Source organism: Paenibacillus solisilvae (assembly GCF_042656405.1).
In the GTDB taxonomy this organism is placed as follows: Bacteria; Bacillota; Bacilli; order Paenibacillales; family Paenibacillaceae; genus Paenibacillus_Z; species Paenibacillus_Z solisilvae.
In genome coordinates this window covers 38,831-55,150 of sequence record NZ_JBHSOW010000085.1, presented here as the reverse complement: position 1 = coordinate 55,150, position 16,320 = coordinate 38,831, and the positions used below count along the sequence as shown (strand labels likewise).

The following is a 16,320-nucleotide window of genomic DNA, read 5'->3' as shown; positions in this document are numbered from 1 at the left end:
TCGACCTTTTTATTTTTAAGTATACAGGTCTTCCATTAAGGCGTGTCTACTAAATAGTCTAACTGCAAAATGAGCCTTATTGAGCTCAAAGCAGGCATTTATAACTGGAAATTTCCAGTATAGCACTCGTTTGAGCATCTGAAGCCCGAAATAGCTGTAAAAAATCCAGTATAGCGCAGCCTCTCCCCTTATTAAAGGAAAAGGGTCAGCTGTGAAGAATGGTTAATAGGGTTAATTCTACATGGTGGAAGTCAGGATGCGCCTGCTCTGCAAAACCGCCCTTCCCTGTCTCCATTCATACTGCTGCGGGAAATCCAAGCGAGAAGATCGCTCCTCCCTCCTTGCGGTTGCCTGCTTGAATCCGGCCTCCGCATCGTTCAACGATCGCCCGCGATATGGCGAGCCCAAGCCCGGTCTCGCCGTCCTTACCCTTCACAAAACGATGAAAGAGATGAGGAAGCAGTTCCTCCGATATTCCGCTCCCATCATCGGACACCATGATTTCAATTCGGCCTTTGCTGATGCCGGCATGAATATAAATATGATTATTCGCATGCCGGATGGCGTTGGAGGCAAGATTAAGCAGCGCTTGAAGCAGCTTGTCCCGGTCTGCGTGAATCGTCAGCGGTTCATGCTCATTATAGTGGGGATGCAGCTTTATTTCTTTTTTGACGAGCATAGGATTGATACGTTCAATCGTCTCCATCAACAATTCCTTCAAACTGATAACAGACGGCTGATAAATATCTTCCTCGCTGTCGAGCTTTGCTAACAAAGTTATTTCCGTTACAATATTTTTCAGCCGGCCGCTTTCGCTTAGAATAATATCCAGACCTTTGCGGATTTGCTCCCCCTCAAAAACACCGTCCCTGATCCCTTCCGCGTATCCTGAAATGGACATTAACGGCGATTTCAGCTCATGCGAGGCATTTTGGAAAAATTGCTTCTGCGCATGGTTGAACCGGTTCAGCTCCCCCGCCATTTCATAAACCGTTTGAGCTACGGAACCGATCTCTCCTCCTGCTTTTACGAGGTTCACGTTCGAGAATTGGCGTCCTTTTACTTTCGTTAATTCTTCTTTTAATTTCATTAACGGTTTGATCAGCTTTCTCGTTATCACATGGCTGAGCACAAGCATTAGTACGCCGCCGACACCGAATACAAGCAGCAGCCGGTCAAGCAGCGCCCGCTCGATTTCTCTGATTTTACTGACCGGCGTGAGGAGCGTTAAAGTCCCTTGAGGCACAGCGCTCACATTGACTAGGAACCGCTGATCTGTGCCATTCCATATTTGCTGCAGATCTGTTGTTTGGACTGCATCTGCTCGAGAAGATACTTTAATCGCTGCAGCATGGAGTGATATGGCTTCGCCCGTCTTCACATCATTGCCCTTGGGATCGGTAACAATGGCAGACATGCCTACGGCAGCAGGCGTTACAGCCGCCGTAATTGTGGGCAGTACTGCACCCGTTGCAGGACGGATTGTCGCCTCCTGCTCCAATGTAGCCGTAAGCGCAGCTCCCATCTTCTTCATATCTTCCTTCTGCGTACCCATGAAGTGGTCAAGCAGGACAAAGTGGATGAGGACCGCGGTGATGGATAGGACAAGCACCAGGGCCGCGCCGAATGCCAGATTAATTTGATGGACGAGTTTCATCTTCATGCACGCTCCGTTCCATTCTCATTCGATAACCATGACCCCATACGGACTCAATCGGCAGATGATCGATTTTTTTGCGTATCCGTTTAATCAGATGATCCACAGCACGGTCGCTTCCGAAATAATCATCGCCCCAGACAAGCGTCAGCAGATCCGATCGGGTAAACGCCCGATTCGGCTGCTCGATAAAAACTTTAAGCATGGCAAATTCCTTGCTCGTCATGTCCACTTCTTCGCCCTGCCAAAATACACGCCGCTCCTCAGGTATCAATTGCAGCTCGCCGATTTCAATCCGGGATAAATGCACAGCCGGATCCGGAACAACGTCTTCCGGCTGATTATATTTATACCAACGCTGAAGCTGCCGTTTGATGCGTGCCACCAGCTCGCGTGGACTGAACGGCTTTACCAAATAATCATCGCTCCCCAGCTCCAAACCTAATATTTTATCCACTTCCGTATCTTTGGCAGAAATCATGATGATCGGCACCTCGGCTTCATTCCGAATCCGTCTGCACAGCTCATAACCGTCCATTCCAGGCAGCATAATATCAAGCACCCATAAGTCAGGGGGATGGGTCTTCCATAACTCCCATGCTTCCTCAGCACTCTCCATGCCGATCGTTTGATAGCTCTCCTTCTGCAAATAAACCTCGACCAAATTACGTATATGCTGATCATCGTCCACAATGGCGATGCGATAATTACTGTTCACCCGGGCTACCTCCTGATTAGATCTGCTCTAAGTATATCAATCCGCCGATTGCTATGGGGCTATGCCATTGTTTTTCCACAAATACACCAATGTTCTGCCATACCCGTGCTGTACTGTTAATCAGGCAAGACAAACCCATTAGGAGAGTGATACCATGAACCACAAGCTGATTATCTCTAGAGTTGCCCTGTCGTCCGCGTTGTTAATGTCCGCCGTTGCCGCCCCGGCAGTTTCAAATGCTGCAAGTACAGCGCCAATGGCCAAATATGAATTGGCTCCCAAGCTAATATCCGCTCAAGCTGGTGCAGCGGCTCCGACTAGAGCCATACCTCTTGTTAACAGCTTTACTAACCCGCTTGAACTAGCTGAGAAATATGCTCCTGACACCGTGGACGACTGGAAACAAACCTTAGATCAATATGAGAAAGCAATCGGGCCAGTCATGAGCGGCGTCTATACAGCCGTCGAAGCGAAGCCTGTTCATCCGGCCGATCCGTCGATCTCCACGTCCGCCGCCTCGTCGATATCGATATCCGCTGCCCCAATCAGAGCTTCAATCATTAAAGCAGCTCCAGCAGCCGAAGTGTCAGCCATAAAGATAAAGGCCGTTCCTATCACGTCCGGCACACAGCAGCAGCTTCAAACACTCAGCAAGACTGACCAAGTAACAACAGCGGTAGTCCGTGCAGCCGATGATTCGGAGCTGGCCTTTATCCGGGCGGAAATCGGGCTGGCAAAGGCCGTTGAATCCAAGGATGCCGCAATTATCAAACAATCGCTGGGCAAGCTGCTGGTGCAGTACAAGCAGCAAATCGCCGAATGGGAAGCGGCTGAATAACCCTGCGGACAGCGTATGATGTTCAATTTCAAGCAATAAGAAAATAATAAAGGGAAACAGGTCCATCGCCTTTTTACGGCTGTGGGCTTGTTTCCCTTTTGTCGAATCGCTTATCTGCTGCGGGCTCACGAACAAATCGGCTCGAAAACATCCCGAATGAGGTTTGAATGGAGTCCGATCCCCCGATAGCGGAGCCCCGCTTCCGATCTCTCGTGCTGCAGCCGGCGCTGCACAAAAAAAATGTCTATCAGCGAAACACCCGCTTGATAGTCCTTTGTCATTAGGATTGGTTAGCCAGATAGGCCGCAACCTCAGCCAGCCGCGAAGCATAGCCCCATTCGTTATCATACCAGGCGGCGACAGATAAGATCTCGCCCTGCACTTGGGTTAGAGGAAGGTCGATTATTGAGGAATGGGAATCGCCTACGATACGCGAAGACGCCCACTCGCCTTCTAAGACGTCCAGCACTCCCTTCAACTCTCCTTCTTTAGCCGCACTGCGGAATAAATCGTTTACCTGCTGGATAGAACACGGCTGTTCCGTAATCAGGTTGAGCTCTGCAATGCTTCCGGTGCGGGTCGGAATCCGGTATGCCTTGCCCGTTATCTGCAGATCGTTCCAGATGAATTTGAGGGCCTTGGCCGCCCCCGAGGACGAAGGAATAATGTTCTCCGCCGCAGCCCATGAATCCCGGCGGTCCTTCATCGGCTGGTCCGTCAGTGACTGCGTGTTGGTATACGAATGAACGGTTGAGAACAACCCGTATTTGATTCCGAAGTTCTCTTTAATTAATTTCACTACAGGAGCCAAAGCATTGGTCGTACAGCTCGCCATGCTGATGATTTTATGCTTATCCGGATCAAAACTGTCCAGGTTGATGCCTTTGAGCAATACCGCATCACAATCTTCAAGACTCTTGCTCGGTCCGCTGACAAGCACCCTCTTGGCACCGCGGTCCAAATGAATTTGAGCAACCGGGCGGGTAACGGCTCTGCCGGTACAGTCGATGACCAAATCCACGCCTAGAGCCTTCCAATCGGGGACTTCCTTGGACGAATTGATGTACCGAATTTCACGGCCGCCAATGACCATAGCACCCTCTTGTCCGGAGACCTCTTCGTGCCATCGCTTATAGTTCGTATCTACTTCGAATAATGCCGCAAGCGTTGCTTCGTCTTTAATATCCGATATCGATACCGGGACAAAGAGATTGTCCTGCAAGGCAACCCTGAGCAGCTGCCTGCCAATACGCCCAAATCCAAAAACCGCAATTTTGCCCATAGTTACCCTCCGTCGTAAGATGTGTGATGAAGCTTCAACAGGTTTAGTCTACTAAATATATCCATATCCGTCTATGATTCTTCCCTTCTACTCTTGAATCCTTTCTACTCTTGAACTTTACCCCTCCAAAGCAGGAACCTGATCGATCCAGTGGATGAACTGCTGCACATAACGCTGCAAATACTTGCGGGTTGTCTCGTCCGTCAGTTCACGGCGTTCCGCGTCCACCTTGTCCATCACTTGTGAAATGTACATTTTTTGAAAAGGCAGCACATACGCCTGTGCAGCCTCCAACGTTTGTCTGATCTGCTGCTGCGACAAGATCGTGCCTTTGACTCCCGGAGTGGCTCCTACCAGCCCGGCCGGCTTTCTGAGCAGTGCTGCGGTTTTGGTTGGGGTCGATGCCCAGTCCAGAGCATTCTTCAATACACCGGGAATGCCCGAGTTATACTCAGGGCTAACAATGAGGATGCCGTCAACACGCTGAATCGCTTCACGGAATAAACGGACGGGCTCAGGACCATCCCCTCTGTCCAAATCTCCGTTGTACAGGGGAAGTTCCGCTATTGATATCTGCTCATATTCAACAGAAGCCTCAAGCTCGGGTATAGCCTCTGCAATCATGCGATTAAATGAGTGTTCTCTTAAGCTTCCTACAATCAGTCCAATCTTCTTCGTCATTGCCCTTCCTCCATTTCTAAATAGGTTTTGATCTAATTAAGATCGGATGAAATAATCATAAATCTCTAGGTATAATCCTATTAATATCTTTAATTAAAGACAAGTCGGTAAAAAAACGATGATGCTTCAGAATAAACTTGTTAAGCAAGCCCGCTCAGACACTCCCTTGACTTCATTTTATTATCTTTATTTTAAGATAAACAATATTGAGATATATGTCAACATCAATATTCCACTTTTCTGACCTTTTCTTTTTCAAGCTTCCAAGGGATTTTATAAATGCCGTTAATAATTGCCATCATACATACACAAGGGAAGAAAAAAAGTTTGAAGAACTTCATGCGCGCCAAACGTTCTGGGTTCGGAAAGATTTTGTTGAGTTAATCGAACAGGAGAGTGATGGAGCTCGAGGCGAAAAGACAAGGGTAATGGTACGGTGAACCGTATTACAAATAGTGGTAAAGCGGAGCGGAAATATTGGTAGAAACATGTATGTTAAACAAAGGTGCTGTAACTCATGGACTTACCTAAAAAGAAAGTGAAGTATTGAAAACAAAGGAGTAATCTGTTATTGAGTGACATAAAAAAGAGGGGATGCAGTGCATCTCCTCTTGCCAGATCTAGTACGTTTTATTGGGTCAATTGCTTCAATCGAAATGTAGCCAGTTTTGTTTTTTTGAAGGTGTGCTTATTACGCATATCTACAACTTTTGCTTCGGCGTATCTCTTCAAAATGCATGCGCCTTGACTTGTTATTTCTTCGATGGTGTTTCAGTTTTGTGTTCAATAACTCGTAATACTTTTGGTTCAATAGCTTTTGACAATTGTTCATGTGAACGATTGTTTTTAGGAACATCACCATTATTTTCACCTTGAATTTGTAAATCAGCCTGTGTTTTTGCAATGACATCGATCACTTGTTGTTTAGAGATATTTTTAGATGCTGCAATCTCCACAACAGATTTACCTTTTGCTAATTCTTGTTTTAATTCTGTTGGGCTAATTTTTAGTAAAGAAAACAGTTCTGCATTATTTAAATAGGCATCAGCAAAATAATCAGGCTTACCATCTCTAGAGAAAAAACCTTCTACTTTAATGTTTGAAGGTGTAGTCTCACCTCCGATCAGAGAAACACTGATTGTATTGCCCTGAACAAATACCTGGTAGAACGGCGTTTTTGATCCCTTTTTGGTGTAATTCAACATAAACGTTTTTTGATCCGGGTTCTCCATTTGCTCCATAGCAAACTCGTACTCTTCGATGTTGCCATACATTTTATCAATGAGATAATCTACCTTTGCCTTGATTTCCTGATCGGTTAAAGCAATGAGCGGCTTCACCTTAGGCTCCCAATTCTCTTGAATCACGTGTTCAATCACACCCGTAATACTGTTTGTATGAAGGGTGAACTTTTTACCGGTTCCTCCTTTTTCCTGCAGTATGATGCTTGTTTGGACACCTTGAACGTTACTTGCATCGATAATCTCAAACGATTTTGTATCTGGAAATGCGCTATACAGCTTCTCAAGTGCTGCATTGCCAACCTTATCCTCTTTGACTTGTTCAGCAGTCATTGGTGTTCTGGTAAGCATTTCAATCAGGGTGGGGGCAGCAAATGCTGCGGTTGGAATCAAAAGCGCAGCAGCAACTATTCCACCAATTAATCGTTTTTTCATGTTTTTTTCGCTCCTTTTTGGCTGCAAATATTGAGAATAGGAATGTTCTATACGTTTGGAAATGGCCGGAGGGCACTCCATAGTTTCTGCCTCTTTGTGCAGATGTTCACGGATTTTGCGTTCAATAGTCATTGATCTTTTTCATCCTTTCCGTGGGGGAGATTCCATGAGTTTTTCGAAGCGCCTGGAGGCCAGCGTGATATCTGGACTTGACTGTACCCAGCGGAATATCGAGCAAAGTCGCAATTTCCTCAAGAGTATAGTCGTGAAAAAAGCGGAAGATAATCACTATCCGCTGTTTGTCGGTCAGTTTTCGTATTGACTGTGATATCATTTGGTTCGTCTCATCCATCAAAGCAGTATGTAGATCCCAATGAGACTCTTCCCGAGAGAAGGCACGGATGCGTTCAAAAATTCGGAATCTCCTCCAGCTCTTGACCCGAAATCGCTGAACTTGACGAATTACCAAGCCGTGTAACCAGAAGTGGAAAGGACGGTTCGTATCGTAGTTAGCAAGTGAGGTCCACATTTGCATATAGATCTCATTCATGACATCTTCCCGATCCTGCTGATGATCCACCAGAAAGGAGACTGTCCGGTAGATGTCCTGGTAGGTGGCATCATACATCGTATGAAACGCCTGTTGATCACCATCTTTCATTTTTTTGAGTAATTGGTACATATATTCATTTTGCATTCAGAGGGCCCTCCTGAGTAAGCAGCTTACACACTATATTGTCCCTCTATCAAAAAAAGGTTCGGTTCTTTATTTTTTTTTTTCAAAACGCGTATCTCTGAAACGGGCACCATAAGTAAAGCAGAAAATGGGCCATGTAATGGTTGAAAGAAAATCATTGGAAGGAACAAGAAGAAGATTATCGGTCACGCGTACGATGTAAGGCCTAACGTCTCCATCTTTAATGGCTTCTAGGATGTCTTCTTGTCGAAAACATTAGCCGGACTTACAAAATAAGTTCACACAGCGTCTATTACGATAACAATGACTAAATCCGATAATAAATCCCCAGGTTTCGTATCTTGTAAACTACCGCACATGTGTGTCACAATCAGTATGGATACACCGAACATCCATGTGACGTTTACATATCATGTGTCCAATTGTTACATCAAGTGACCCCATTAACAAAAATTAGGAGGACATAAACCATGAAAACGATGAAACTTGGAAGCAGCACCTTAGAAGTGCCGGTTCTTGCAGTTGGCTGCATGCGCATTAATTCGCTGGACAAAGTCGAGGCGGAGCGTTTTGTTCAGACCTCATTGGAAGAAGGTTTGAATTTCTTCGACCATGCCGATATTTACGGCGGTGGAAAATGCGAGGAAATATTCTCGGATGCCATCCAAATGAATGCGAATATTCGCGAGAAGATCATTCTGCAATCCAAATGCGGCATTCGCAATGGCATGTTCGACTTTTCCAAAGAACATATATTAGAGTCGGTTAACGCAATCTTGAAGCGTCTGAAAACCGATTATCTCGACATTCTGCTTCTGCACCGCCCGGATGCGCTCGTAGAGCCGGATGAAGTCGCTGCAGCATTCGACCTGCTTGAAACCTCTGGAAAAGTTCGGCATTTCGGCGTTTCCAATCAAAATCCGACCCAAATCCAGCTGCTGAAAAAGTCGGTCAAGCAGCCGCTCGTCGCAAATCAGCTGCAATTAAGCATTACGAATGCCACCATGATTTCGAGTGGCATTAATGTCAATATGGAGAATAATCCCGCCGTGAACCGGGATGGCAGCGTGCTTGATTATTGCAGACTGAACGATATTACCATTCAGCCTTGGTCGCCTTTCCAATACGGTTTCTTCGAAGGCGTATTCCTCGGCAGTGATAAGTTCCCGGATTTGAATGAAAAAATTGATGAAATCGCCAAGAAATATGAAGTCAGCAACACCACTATTGCCATCGCGTGGCTCTTGCGCCATCCTGCACACATGCAGCCGGTCACCGGTACGATGAATATAGAACGATTAAAGGATTGCTGTAAAGCAAGCGACATTTATCTGACACGTGAAGAATGGTACGGCATCTATCGTGCGGCAGGCAACGTGCTTCCATAAACGCTTCCGTTCATTCGGATGTCTTCCTTTAACGTGTACACATGAAATAAAGCAGCGCATATAGGCCGCAATAAGCAACCTCCAGTCTTCATTGACCGGAGGTTGCTTTATTTTGTAACCGTGATCGGTTCAGGGCAGTGAAGCTTTTAAAAATGGGTACCCTGGATTACACTTGTGACTTCTCTCCAGAATATGATTGTGTAGCAAACAAACCAATGCGTGACGCTAGACTAGAAGAAGGATGTGGTTTCATGGAACAACGTTTGACCAAATATTCCAGCCTGATGCGACGGAGTTCTAGCCAAGCACACTATTTTATCAAAAAACTGGGCTGCAGGGAGAACGAACATCTCCATTTTATTTTAGTTAATGACGCTAAACACACTAATAACAGCTCCAGCACATCTTCTAATCACAAACAAGCGATGACGCTGCAAAAGCCTCTTAACCTCATGGAAAAACTGGTGCCTCAAATCAAGCTCATTTCCAACAACAACAACAAACCTGTCCATTTGCTCAGTCAAAATGCAAGAGGTTATGCTGTTTTTATGGAGATTAATTACCGGGAAACGAAGGATAGCGATTTCAAAAACATCCGGGCACAGTTTATCGATGTCGATCTGAACAAAATTTCAGCATATGCAGCCACCAGAGAACAAGCCAAGCAGACCCTCAAATCACTCCAATCCAACCCTTCCGAGCAGATCCTATCGACTACAATTAAACGAAATAAACAAGGACAATTCCACCTTCTGGCTCATCGAACCGAACAGCGAGTCGCACAATTGAAGCAGCAATTCCTTAAGAAGCATTGGAGCCGCATCAAGAATGCGATGATTATCGAAACCAAAAACGGATATCACATTTATTGGCCCATTCAAAACGGATCCATAAGCAAATTCGTTCCTATTCAGAAAGCATTAGCCCAAAAATTCGGTTCCGATCCCATGATCACAAATCTATCCAGAGTCATGCGCATACCTGGCTTTTACCATATGAAAAATCCTGAAAAGCCCTTTTTGGTCCGGGTTAGCCAATGGGGAAGGAAAAAACCGTTCACGCAGCAGGAACTAATAACTGCACTTGCTTTAAAGCCCTGACTTATGCTTGTATCATTTACATCATCCCTGCTGTCAGGAAGAGCATATGAAAACCCGTGCCGCATGCGGCCGGGTTTCCATATCGTCACCAGTGATGTCCTCGTTCAGCGCTGTTCCAATCCCGTAGCCGGTTATGCACCAGGTACATCCGCACAACATACCATGAGGTAAAAACTTTTTGTCCGGAAAGGATACAGGTAAATTGTCCATGGAATTCAAGCTGGCTGCGACAGGAGATATCTTAATGATCGGCCCCCTCCTAATGTCAGCCAAACAATCAAATGAAAACAACTTTGCCTTTGAATCCATATTTCATAATGTCGCTCCCTTGTTTAAAGAGGCCGATTTGGTGATTGGCAATCTGGAGACGCCGCTCGCAGGGAGAGAGGCTCATTACACGCAGGCGAACCCCCGTACAGGCTTCTCGATGTTCAATTGCCCGGACGAATTGGCTTCCGCTTTAAAAGAATCAGGTTTCCACGTCCTGACTACAGCCAATAATCACTGCATGGACCGCGGCACGAAGGGTCTGGCCCGCACGCTGCAGGTCCTCGACGAACACGGGCTTGCGCATACCGGTACGTATGCATCCGATCCGGGAGACGAGAACCATCTGATTTTGGATATTAAAGGCATCCAGGTCGGAATAGCCAGCTATTCGAAGGGAACAAACAAAAACCCCCTGCCTTCCGATATACGATGGATGGTAAACCAAATCGATCCCGCCAATCACAGGAAAACCGCCGATCATATACGCAGGCTGGCCAGCAAGGTCGATGTTGTCGTGGTTTGCCTCCATATTGGAAAGGAATGCCGTCATGTTCCCTTGACGCAATCGCGGCGGTTGGTTAACTTGCTGCTGGCTAGCGGAGCGCATATTATTTTGGGACACCATCCTCACGTCATCCAACCGGCCTTCATCACCAAGGACAACCGCTTTGCCATTTACTCGCTTGGCAATTTCATCTCCACCCGCCTGTACCGTAATCCAGCTACCAACTGCGGTGTCATCGCCCAGTTAACGGTCAAAAAAGAAACAGACGGAAAGGTTACCGTTGAATCCAGCTTTACCCCTACCTGGTCAACCCGGCTTAAAACAGCCAGCGGGGTGAAATATCGCATTTTGCAGATTCATCAAACGCTGTTGAACCCGGAACCAGGCCAATCCCCCTCCGATCGGAAATTGATGCGGAAAGTATGGAAACAAATCAAACCGCTCTTAGCGCTCAGGCGCTCCTCGTCTTGAAGAGACATCCAGAACCCGGCCCCTGCGGCCGGTTCTTCCAGACTTGGCGAAGGCACACCTTAAACGTACCCCACACACAGCCGGTTCGTCATCTTGGCCATCACATTTCAGCCCGATCTGGAGCGCTGTCGCTTGAATTACTCAATCTCCGCGGGCTCTGCGAACAAATGCTGGTATTTCTCATAGTCCGCTTTCTTGCATTCCATCATTAGCCGGGTTCCGTTTGGCTCATAGTTCGTTGCCTGGACATGCCCGTTGGCGTTGAAATAGGAGACTAAACGGCCTTCTGTGAAGGGAATGACGACCTCGCACTGCACATAATCCTGAAAGATCCGATCCTTCACAAGCGTAATCAGCTCTTCCACCCCCGTATCTTGCTTAACCGAGAGATACACCTTGTCTTCATCCACCAGCGGGTATCGTTCGCCGGTCAGATCGGTCTTGTTGTATGCATAAATCATAGGAATATGATCGGCGCCCAGCTCCTTAAGCGTCGCATTGGTCACTTCGATGAGACGCTCGTATTCCAGATTGGAATAGTCGACCACCTGTACCAGAAGATCGGCCTCCGCTACCTCTTCCAGGGTTGAACGGAATGCTTTGACCAGATGATGCGGCAGCTTGCTGACGAAGCCGACTGTATCGGTAAGCAGAAACGACTTGTTGTCCGGCAGCTCAATACTGCGAACCGATGTCTCTAACGTGGCGAAGAGCATATCCTTGGCCAACACCTGTTTGTTTGAATCAGGCATGTAGTGGTTCAGAATCGCGTTCATGAGACTCGATTTGCCCGCATTGGTGTAACCGACGAGACAGACAACAGGCACGCCGGTTTTTAGCCGCTGTTTACGCTGAACCTGACGCCGTGCAACGAGCTTCTCGAGCTCGGTCTGCAGGGCGGAGATTCTCTCCTCGATGCGCCGGCGGTCGAGCTCCAGCTTCGTTTCGCCCGTTCCTTTGTTTTTCATGCCGGAACCGCCGCCTTGACGGCCGAGCGATTCGCGCAGGCCGACGAGCCGCGGGAGCATATATTGCAGCTGCGCGACTTCCACTTGCAGCTGAGCTTCGCGCGTTTGGGCCCGATCGGCAAAGATATCGAGGATCAGAATCGTTCGGTCAATGACCTTTTTCTGCAGCGCGCTCTCCAAATTGCGGATTTGGGAAGGGGACAGCTCATCGTTGAATATGACAGTCGAAGCGTCTACCCCCTGCACAAGCGCAGACAATTCCTCGATTTTACCGCTTCCAAGGTAATGAGGACCATTGATTTTGGCTGCCTTTTGGGTCAATTCCCCAACCACCTCAATGCGGCAGGCATCAGCAAGATTACGCAGTTCCTCCATTGAGTAGGCAAAATCAGGCCGATCCTGTAAGTTAACGCCGACGATAACGGCTTTGTTGTTCACGTGTTCCATATAAGAATTCCTCCTTCGATTGTGGCACAATCATTAAAATCACAAAAAAACGCACTGGCGCTCTGGCCTGTGCGTCTCGTTTACGAATAGAGGAGCCTGGATCATACCCAAATGGAAGCCGAAGCTTCCCGCTTAACGGGCAAGGAGGTCATCTCGGGCAGCGATGAGGAAAGAAACCCGCCATGTCGGCGAGTAACATCGATGCGCATCCGAAGTTATTATCCCTAAAGGCACCGCGAGACCGGAACCTGCATCCCGGTTCATCTCGCGAGTTATCATGCATATGGGTTACCTTTAATGGGACAGACCTATCCTGAGTCCTCTGCACACAGGCAGAGCCTTGGCGCTATTCAATTAGCCGCGCAAAGTTCTAACTCGGATAAAATCTATCACATGTAACCCTCCGTTCCGGTATAAGTAAAGTCATTCTAACATAGGTCTTATCGAAATTGCAATCAACTGGAAAATCCATTCCCGGTTTTATGGATAACGATTGGATTCTGCAAATCCTCAGGAGTTATTTGGCTAGAATTTGGCTCCACATCGTCACCAAATCGATCCAACCACGGTGTTCGGCAATCCTGCCATCGACTACGCGATATTGACGGTACAGCGTGACATCAATGGTATTGCCCGTAGGCGCGCTCCCAAAAAACATGCCTTCGTGCGTACCTTTCCCAGTCATTCGTACAAGCACCTTCTCCCCTTGGGCGATAACCTCTTCCACGGCGTAGCGTTTATCGGGGAATGCCTCCAATATTTTTCCGGCAAACTGTTTCAGGCCTTCTTTGGATTGGTACGAGTGCTCCTGATAATCGGCTGACAGAAATTGATCGATAACATCCATATCGCTTTGGTTCCAAAAGCTTCGATAAACGCGGTTACCGTCTCCGTATTTTGCTGCTCCGTCATTTTCATGATCAAACATCTCCTTCGTTTTGGCGGTTGTTTGGCTGTTTGGCCGTTGTGCGTACCTGATTGAAATTACCTAGCCTGAATTTGTGGCAAAAGCGTTCCTGTATCAAACCAGCCGTGATGTCCGGCAATCTTACCGTCGACTACGTGAAATTCGCGGAATTGAGTGATCTTCACGGATTTGCCCGTAGGTGCATGGCCTGCAAACATACCGGTATGTGTCCCTGTTATCATGACTCTTGCGACTACCTTCTCCCCTTGAGCTAAAATCTCGTCCACGGCGTAATGGCGATCCGTAAATGCCTCCGCGATTTGTTCGGCAAAAAATTGATCGGTACGATCCAAATCGCCCTGATTCCATAAAACCTCGATAAACGCGGTCACCGCTTCAACATTCTTCTGTTCCACCGTTTTCATTCAATACAACTCCTCTGTTGGTTGTCTATTTGGCGATGCTTCTCGCCCGCTTGTCGGCATACAAACCGTAATCATTCATACTTAGAGGCGCCGATTAAGCTTATAAGTTACTATTAGGTCACATATAGGAGAAAAAAAACGACTATTCACGCTTTCATTTCGCTGCCGCGGCTGCACCGATAGCAAGCATCCGGGTCAGTTCCACGAAATTGCCAACCGCACCTTCGATCCTTCCTCTCATTCCCCCAGCTAACGGAGCACCATCAGGACCAAAACTATTGGATCCATATCCGATGGAAATCCACTCCGGACAGTTAACGCCATGCAGATTGCGCACAATACTCTGGAGATGCAAGAGCGAGCTTACTCCCATCGGGCCGCCTGCGGAACTGACGGAAAGCACCGATTTACCCGAAACCTGGCCTGCGCTTATATAATCCAAGGCGTTTTTCAACACGCCCGAAACGGAGCCGTGATATTCAGGTGTCGCAAGGACCAAACCATCTGCGTCTGCGACCGTATCCAGTAAATGCTGGACGTTCGGATGAAGCTCCTGGTTATCGGGCGTAAAAAAAGGCAGCGGCAGCTCCTGCAAATCGACGAAAGTGACCGATAAGGATTGGGCTTTCAACAGACTTTCAACATAACGAAGAAGGATTGTACTCGTAGCGGCTTTGCGGTTACTGCCAGCGATCAATGTCATTTTCATGGTAACATCACCTTTCACTCTACTAATATTGGATGGGCCTTGTGGTCTTTCCAGAATGATCCTCATGCAGCTCTTCCATAAGCTGACCTCGTGAAAACATGTCAAGGACACATGACAAATCCTCGCACCCTCGGACGGACAGATCTATAAGTCGCCGGCTGACAAACAAATCTGTTTGTGATAACATGTGACTATATTGTCACTCTTACTGTTTTTATAATATGTTACCTATTGGTAACATGTCAAGGGGCAAAAGAAAATTTCCAATCATGCTGGTAGAAGGAGGTGTTCCGATTGGAAAATGAAATATTCAAGGCACTGGCCGACCCTAGCCGCCGCACGCTTTTGGATCTGCTTCACGCATCAGATGGTCGAACGCTGAACGATCTATGCGCTCCTTTGCAAATGTCAAGATTCGGCGTCATGAAGCATCTTAACCTGCTGGAGGAAGCCGGCCTCATTACCACGAGAAAAGTAGGCAGGGAAAAGCTGCATTACCTGAATGCCGTACCCATACGCCAAATCTACGACCGTTGGGTGAGCAAATACGCCGAGCCCTGGGCGATCGAATTAACATCCATCAAAAATGAACTGGAGCGTGAAACGAATATGGAGAATAAACCTCGTCATGTACACCGGATTGCCATTAAAGCAACACCCGAGCAGGTGTGGCAGGCCCTCACAGATCCGGCCAAGACGTCGAAGTTTTGGTTCAATTGCTCGATCCGATCCATCTGGGAAATCGGCTCCCCTTTCGAACTATGGAATCAGGAGGGGAAGAAACAAGCGGAAGGCATCATTCTCGCCATGGATCCTCCGCATAAGCTGGTGATGAGCTGGAACCTCCTCTCCCACCCAAACACGGCCGGCGAGTCCGCCTCACGCATTACTTGGGAGATCGATACTCATGCCGAGCTTCACGGCGTAACCCTCGTAACTGTCGTGCATGATGAATTCGAACAGGCGCTTAATACCGCAAAGGTTCTTGAAAATGGTTTGCCGATTATTCTATCGGGAATGAAGACATTCCTTGAAACCGGGACGACGCTCGCTGGCAGTTAGATATTGTTGAACGGGAAAAAGGCGCTTCTGCAGAGAAGCGCCTCTTCGCGTTATTTTAATCAAGAGCAGCCGGGGATCTGACAGTCCATGGTCAATCACCATTACACCTTGAAGAACGCTCCACCATTGGTGTAGTCACAGTTTTGATGTCACCCGAGCAGACGCCCTGTCCTACTTGAAACAAGCTTTATTATTCTTCAAAGCATATGTATAATTGTTATAACAGTTGAATAGTATAATAAGGAGTGAATCAAATGGGTAAGGTGATAGAGATGGAACGTAAAGTAACAAAGTTCGGCAATAGCCTTGGTATCACGATGACAGAAGCATTAAAGCAAATCGGCCTTGAACTTGGTGACACTGTGCATATTGATGTAAAAGAAACAGATGGAGAAATTATCATTCGCAAAGCAAATAAAATCGAGTTACCTGCTGGTATTAGCCCCGACTTCTTAGAAACCCTCTCACAAGTCATGGAACAATATGACGATACTTTAAAAGGGCTGAAGGATCGCTAGG

The 16,320-nt window shown here is 47.2% G+C and carries 16 protein-coding genes; 6 read left to right on the top strand and 10 right to left on the bottom strand.

The window, feature by feature from the left end; translation table 11 throughout:
* Positions 1-295: 295 nt before the first annotated feature.
* Complete coding sequence (locus tag ACFPYJ_RS23335; RefSeq protein ID WP_379190632.1) at positions 296-1,657, bottom strand: sensor histidine kinase; 1,362 nt, start codon at positions 1,655-1,657, stop codon at positions 296-298.
* Positions 1,635-2,375, bottom strand: coding sequence for a response regulator transcription factor (locus ACFPYJ_RS23330; protein WP_379190631.1), 741 nt, complete (start codon positions 2,373-2,375; stop codon positions 1,635-1,637). Before ACFPYJ_RS23330 ends, ACFPYJ_RS23335 begins: the two co-directional genes overlap by 23 nt.
* 154 nt (positions 2,376-2,529) lie before the next feature.
* Between ACFPYJ_RS23330 and ACFPYJ_RS23325 the strand changes: the two genes are divergently transcribed.
* Entirely contained in the window at positions 2,530-3,213 is a 684-nt protein-coding gene (locus ACFPYJ_RS23325; protein ID WP_379190630.1) for a hypothetical protein, read from the top strand.
* 280 nt (positions 3,214-3,493) lie between these two features.
* On the opposite strand, the gene ACFPYJ_RS23320 is transcribed toward ACFPYJ_RS23325, so the two are convergent.
* The 4 genes from ACFPYJ_RS23320 to ACFPYJ_RS23305 all read right to left on the bottom strand — a co-directional run bounded on the left by ACFPYJ_RS23320 (position 3,494) and on the right by ACFPYJ_RS23305 (position 7,549).
* On the bottom strand, positions 3,494-4,495 hold the full coding sequence (locus ACFPYJ_RS23320) for a type I glyceraldehyde-3-phosphate dehydrogenase (RefSeq protein WP_379190629.1): 1,002 nt from the start codon (positions 4,493-4,495) through the stop codon (positions 3,494-3,496).
* Positions 4,496-4,612: 117 nt separating this feature from the next.
* Positions 4,613-5,176, bottom strand: a complete 564-nt coding sequence (locus tag ACFPYJ_RS23315; RefSeq protein ID WP_379190628.1) for an NADPH-dependent FMN reductase — start codon at positions 5,174-5,176, stop codon at positions 4,613-4,615.
* A gap of 752 nt (positions 5,177-5,928) precedes the next feature.
* Positions 5,929-6,984 (bottom strand): hypothetical protein, encoded by a 1,056-nt coding sequence (locus ACFPYJ_RS23310; RefSeq protein ID WP_379190627.1) that lies wholly within the window; start codon positions 6,982-6,984, stop codon positions 5,929-5,931.
* Positions 6,974-7,549, bottom strand: a complete 576-nt coding sequence (locus tag ACFPYJ_RS23305; protein WP_379190626.1) for a sigma-70 family RNA polymerase sigma factor — start codon at positions 7,547-7,549, stop codon at positions 6,974-6,976. Before ACFPYJ_RS23305 ends, ACFPYJ_RS23310 begins: the two co-directional genes overlap by 11 nt.
* A 470-nt stretch (positions 7,550-8,019) precedes the next feature.
* On the opposite strand from ACFPYJ_RS23305, the gene ACFPYJ_RS23300 reads away from it, so the two are divergent.
* From ACFPYJ_RS23300 to ACFPYJ_RS23290, 3 genes are all read left to right on the top strand, one after another.
* Positions 8,020-8,937, top strand: a complete 918-nt coding sequence (locus ACFPYJ_RS23300) for an aldo/keto reductase (RefSeq protein WP_379190625.1) — start codon at positions 8,020-8,022, stop codon at positions 8,935-8,937.
* Positions 8,938-9,089: 152 nt separating this feature from the next.
* A complete protein-coding gene (locus ACFPYJ_RS23295) occupies positions 9,090-10,037 on the top strand; it encodes a DNA-primase RepB domain-containing protein (protein WP_379190624.1) in 948 nt (315 codons plus the stop codon).
* Between the two features lie 178 nt (positions 10,038-10,215).
* Positions 10,216-11,283, top strand: a complete 1,068-nt coding sequence (locus ACFPYJ_RS23290) for a CapA family protein (RefSeq protein ID WP_379190623.1) — start codon at positions 10,216-10,218, stop codon at positions 11,281-11,283.
* Positions 11,284-11,420: 137 nt separating this feature from the next.
* On the opposite strand, the gene hflX is transcribed toward ACFPYJ_RS23290, so the two are convergent.
* The 4 genes from hflX to ACFPYJ_RS23270 form a co-directional block, all read right to left on the bottom strand.
* Positions 11,421-12,698, bottom strand: a complete 1,278-nt coding sequence (gene hflX / locus ACFPYJ_RS23285) for a GTPase HflX (RefSeq protein WP_379190622.1) — start codon at positions 12,696-12,698, stop codon at positions 11,421-11,423.
* A 517-nt stretch (positions 12,699-13,215) separates the two neighbouring features.
* Positions 13,216-13,626, bottom strand: a complete 411-nt coding sequence (locus ACFPYJ_RS23280) for an ester cyclase (RefSeq protein WP_379190621.1) — start codon at positions 13,624-13,626, stop codon at positions 13,216-13,218.
* Positions 13,627-13,682: 56 nt separating this feature from the next.
* On the bottom strand, positions 13,683-14,030 hold the full coding sequence (locus ACFPYJ_RS23275; protein ID WP_379190620.1) for an ester cyclase: 348 nt from the start codon (positions 14,028-14,030) through the stop codon (positions 13,683-13,685).
* A gap of 154 nt (positions 14,031-14,184) precedes the next feature.
* Positions 14,185-14,739 carry an NADPH-dependent FMN reductase gene (locus ACFPYJ_RS23270; RefSeq protein ID WP_379190619.1) on the bottom strand — a complete coding sequence of 185 codons (555 nt, stop codon included), beginning with the start codon at positions 14,737-14,739 and terminating at the stop codon, positions 14,185-14,187.
* Between the two features lie 294 nt (positions 14,740-15,033).
* On the opposite strand from ACFPYJ_RS23270, the gene ACFPYJ_RS23265 reads away from it, so the two are divergent.
* On the top strand, positions 15,034-15,801 hold the full coding sequence (locus ACFPYJ_RS23265; protein WP_379190618.1) for an ArsR/SmtB family transcription factor: 768 nt from the start codon (positions 15,034-15,036) through the stop codon (positions 15,799-15,801).
* A 254-nt stretch (positions 15,802-16,055) separates the two neighbouring features.
* Positions 16,056-16,319 (top strand): AbrB/MazE/SpoVT family DNA-binding domain-containing protein, encoded by a 264-nt coding sequence (locus ACFPYJ_RS23260; protein WP_379190617.1) that lies wholly within the window; start codon positions 16,056-16,058, stop codon positions 16,317-16,319.
* The last annotated feature ends 1 nt before the right edge of the window (position 16,320 follow it).

Excerpts from the sequence above, each read along its gene's own strand:
- ACFPYJ_RS23335 (WP_379190632.1), bottom strand. The coding sequence starts at position 1,657 with ATGAAACTCGTCCATCAAATTAATCTGGCATTCGGCGCGGCCCTGGTG.
- ACFPYJ_RS23325 (WP_379190630.1), top strand. The coding sequence starts at position 2,530 with ATGAACCACAAGCTGATTATCTCTAGAGTTGCCCTGTCGTCCGCGTTG.
- ACFPYJ_RS23320 (WP_379190629.1), bottom strand. The coding sequence starts at position 4,495 with ATGGGCAAAATTGCGGTTTTTGGATTTGGGCGTATTGGCAGGCAGCTG.
- ACFPYJ_RS23315 (WP_379190628.1), bottom strand. The coding sequence starts at position 5,176 with ATGACGAAGAAGATTGGACTGATTGTAGGAAGCTTAAGAGAACACTCA.
- ACFPYJ_RS23310 (WP_379190627.1), bottom strand. The coding sequence starts at position 6,984 with ATGACTATTGAACGCAAAATCCGTGAACATCTGCACAAAGAGGCAGAA.
- ACFPYJ_RS23305 (WP_379190626.1), bottom strand. The coding sequence starts at position 7,549 with ATGCAAAATGAATATATGTACCAATTACTCAAAAAAATGAAAGATGGT.
- ACFPYJ_RS23300 (WP_379190625.1), top strand. The coding sequence starts at position 8,020 with ATGAAAACGATGAAACTTGGAAGCAGCACCTTAGAAGTGCCGGTTCTT.
- ACFPYJ_RS23295 (WP_379190624.1), top strand. The coding sequence starts at position 9,090 with ATGGGTACCCTGGATTACACTTGTGACTTCTCTCCAGAATATGATTGT.
- hflX (WP_379190622.1), bottom strand. The coding sequence starts at position 12,698 with ATGGAACACGTGAACAACAAAGCCGTTATCGTCGGCGTTAACTTACAG.
- ACFPYJ_RS23280 (WP_379190621.1), bottom strand. The coding sequence starts at position 13,626 with ATGTTTGATCATGAAAATGACGGAGCAGCAAAATACGGAGACGGTAAC.
- ACFPYJ_RS23275 (WP_379190620.1), bottom strand. The coding sequence starts at position 14,030 with ATGAAAACGGTGGAACAGAAGAATGTTGAAGCGGTGACCGCGTTTATC.
- ACFPYJ_RS23270 (WP_379190619.1), bottom strand. The coding sequence starts at position 14,739 with ATGAAAATGACATTGATCGCTGGCAGTAACCGCAAAGCCGCTACGAGT.
- ACFPYJ_RS23260 (WP_379190617.1), top strand. The coding sequence starts at position 16,056 with ATGGGTAAGGTGATAGAGATGGAACGTAAAGTAACAAAGTTCGGCAAT.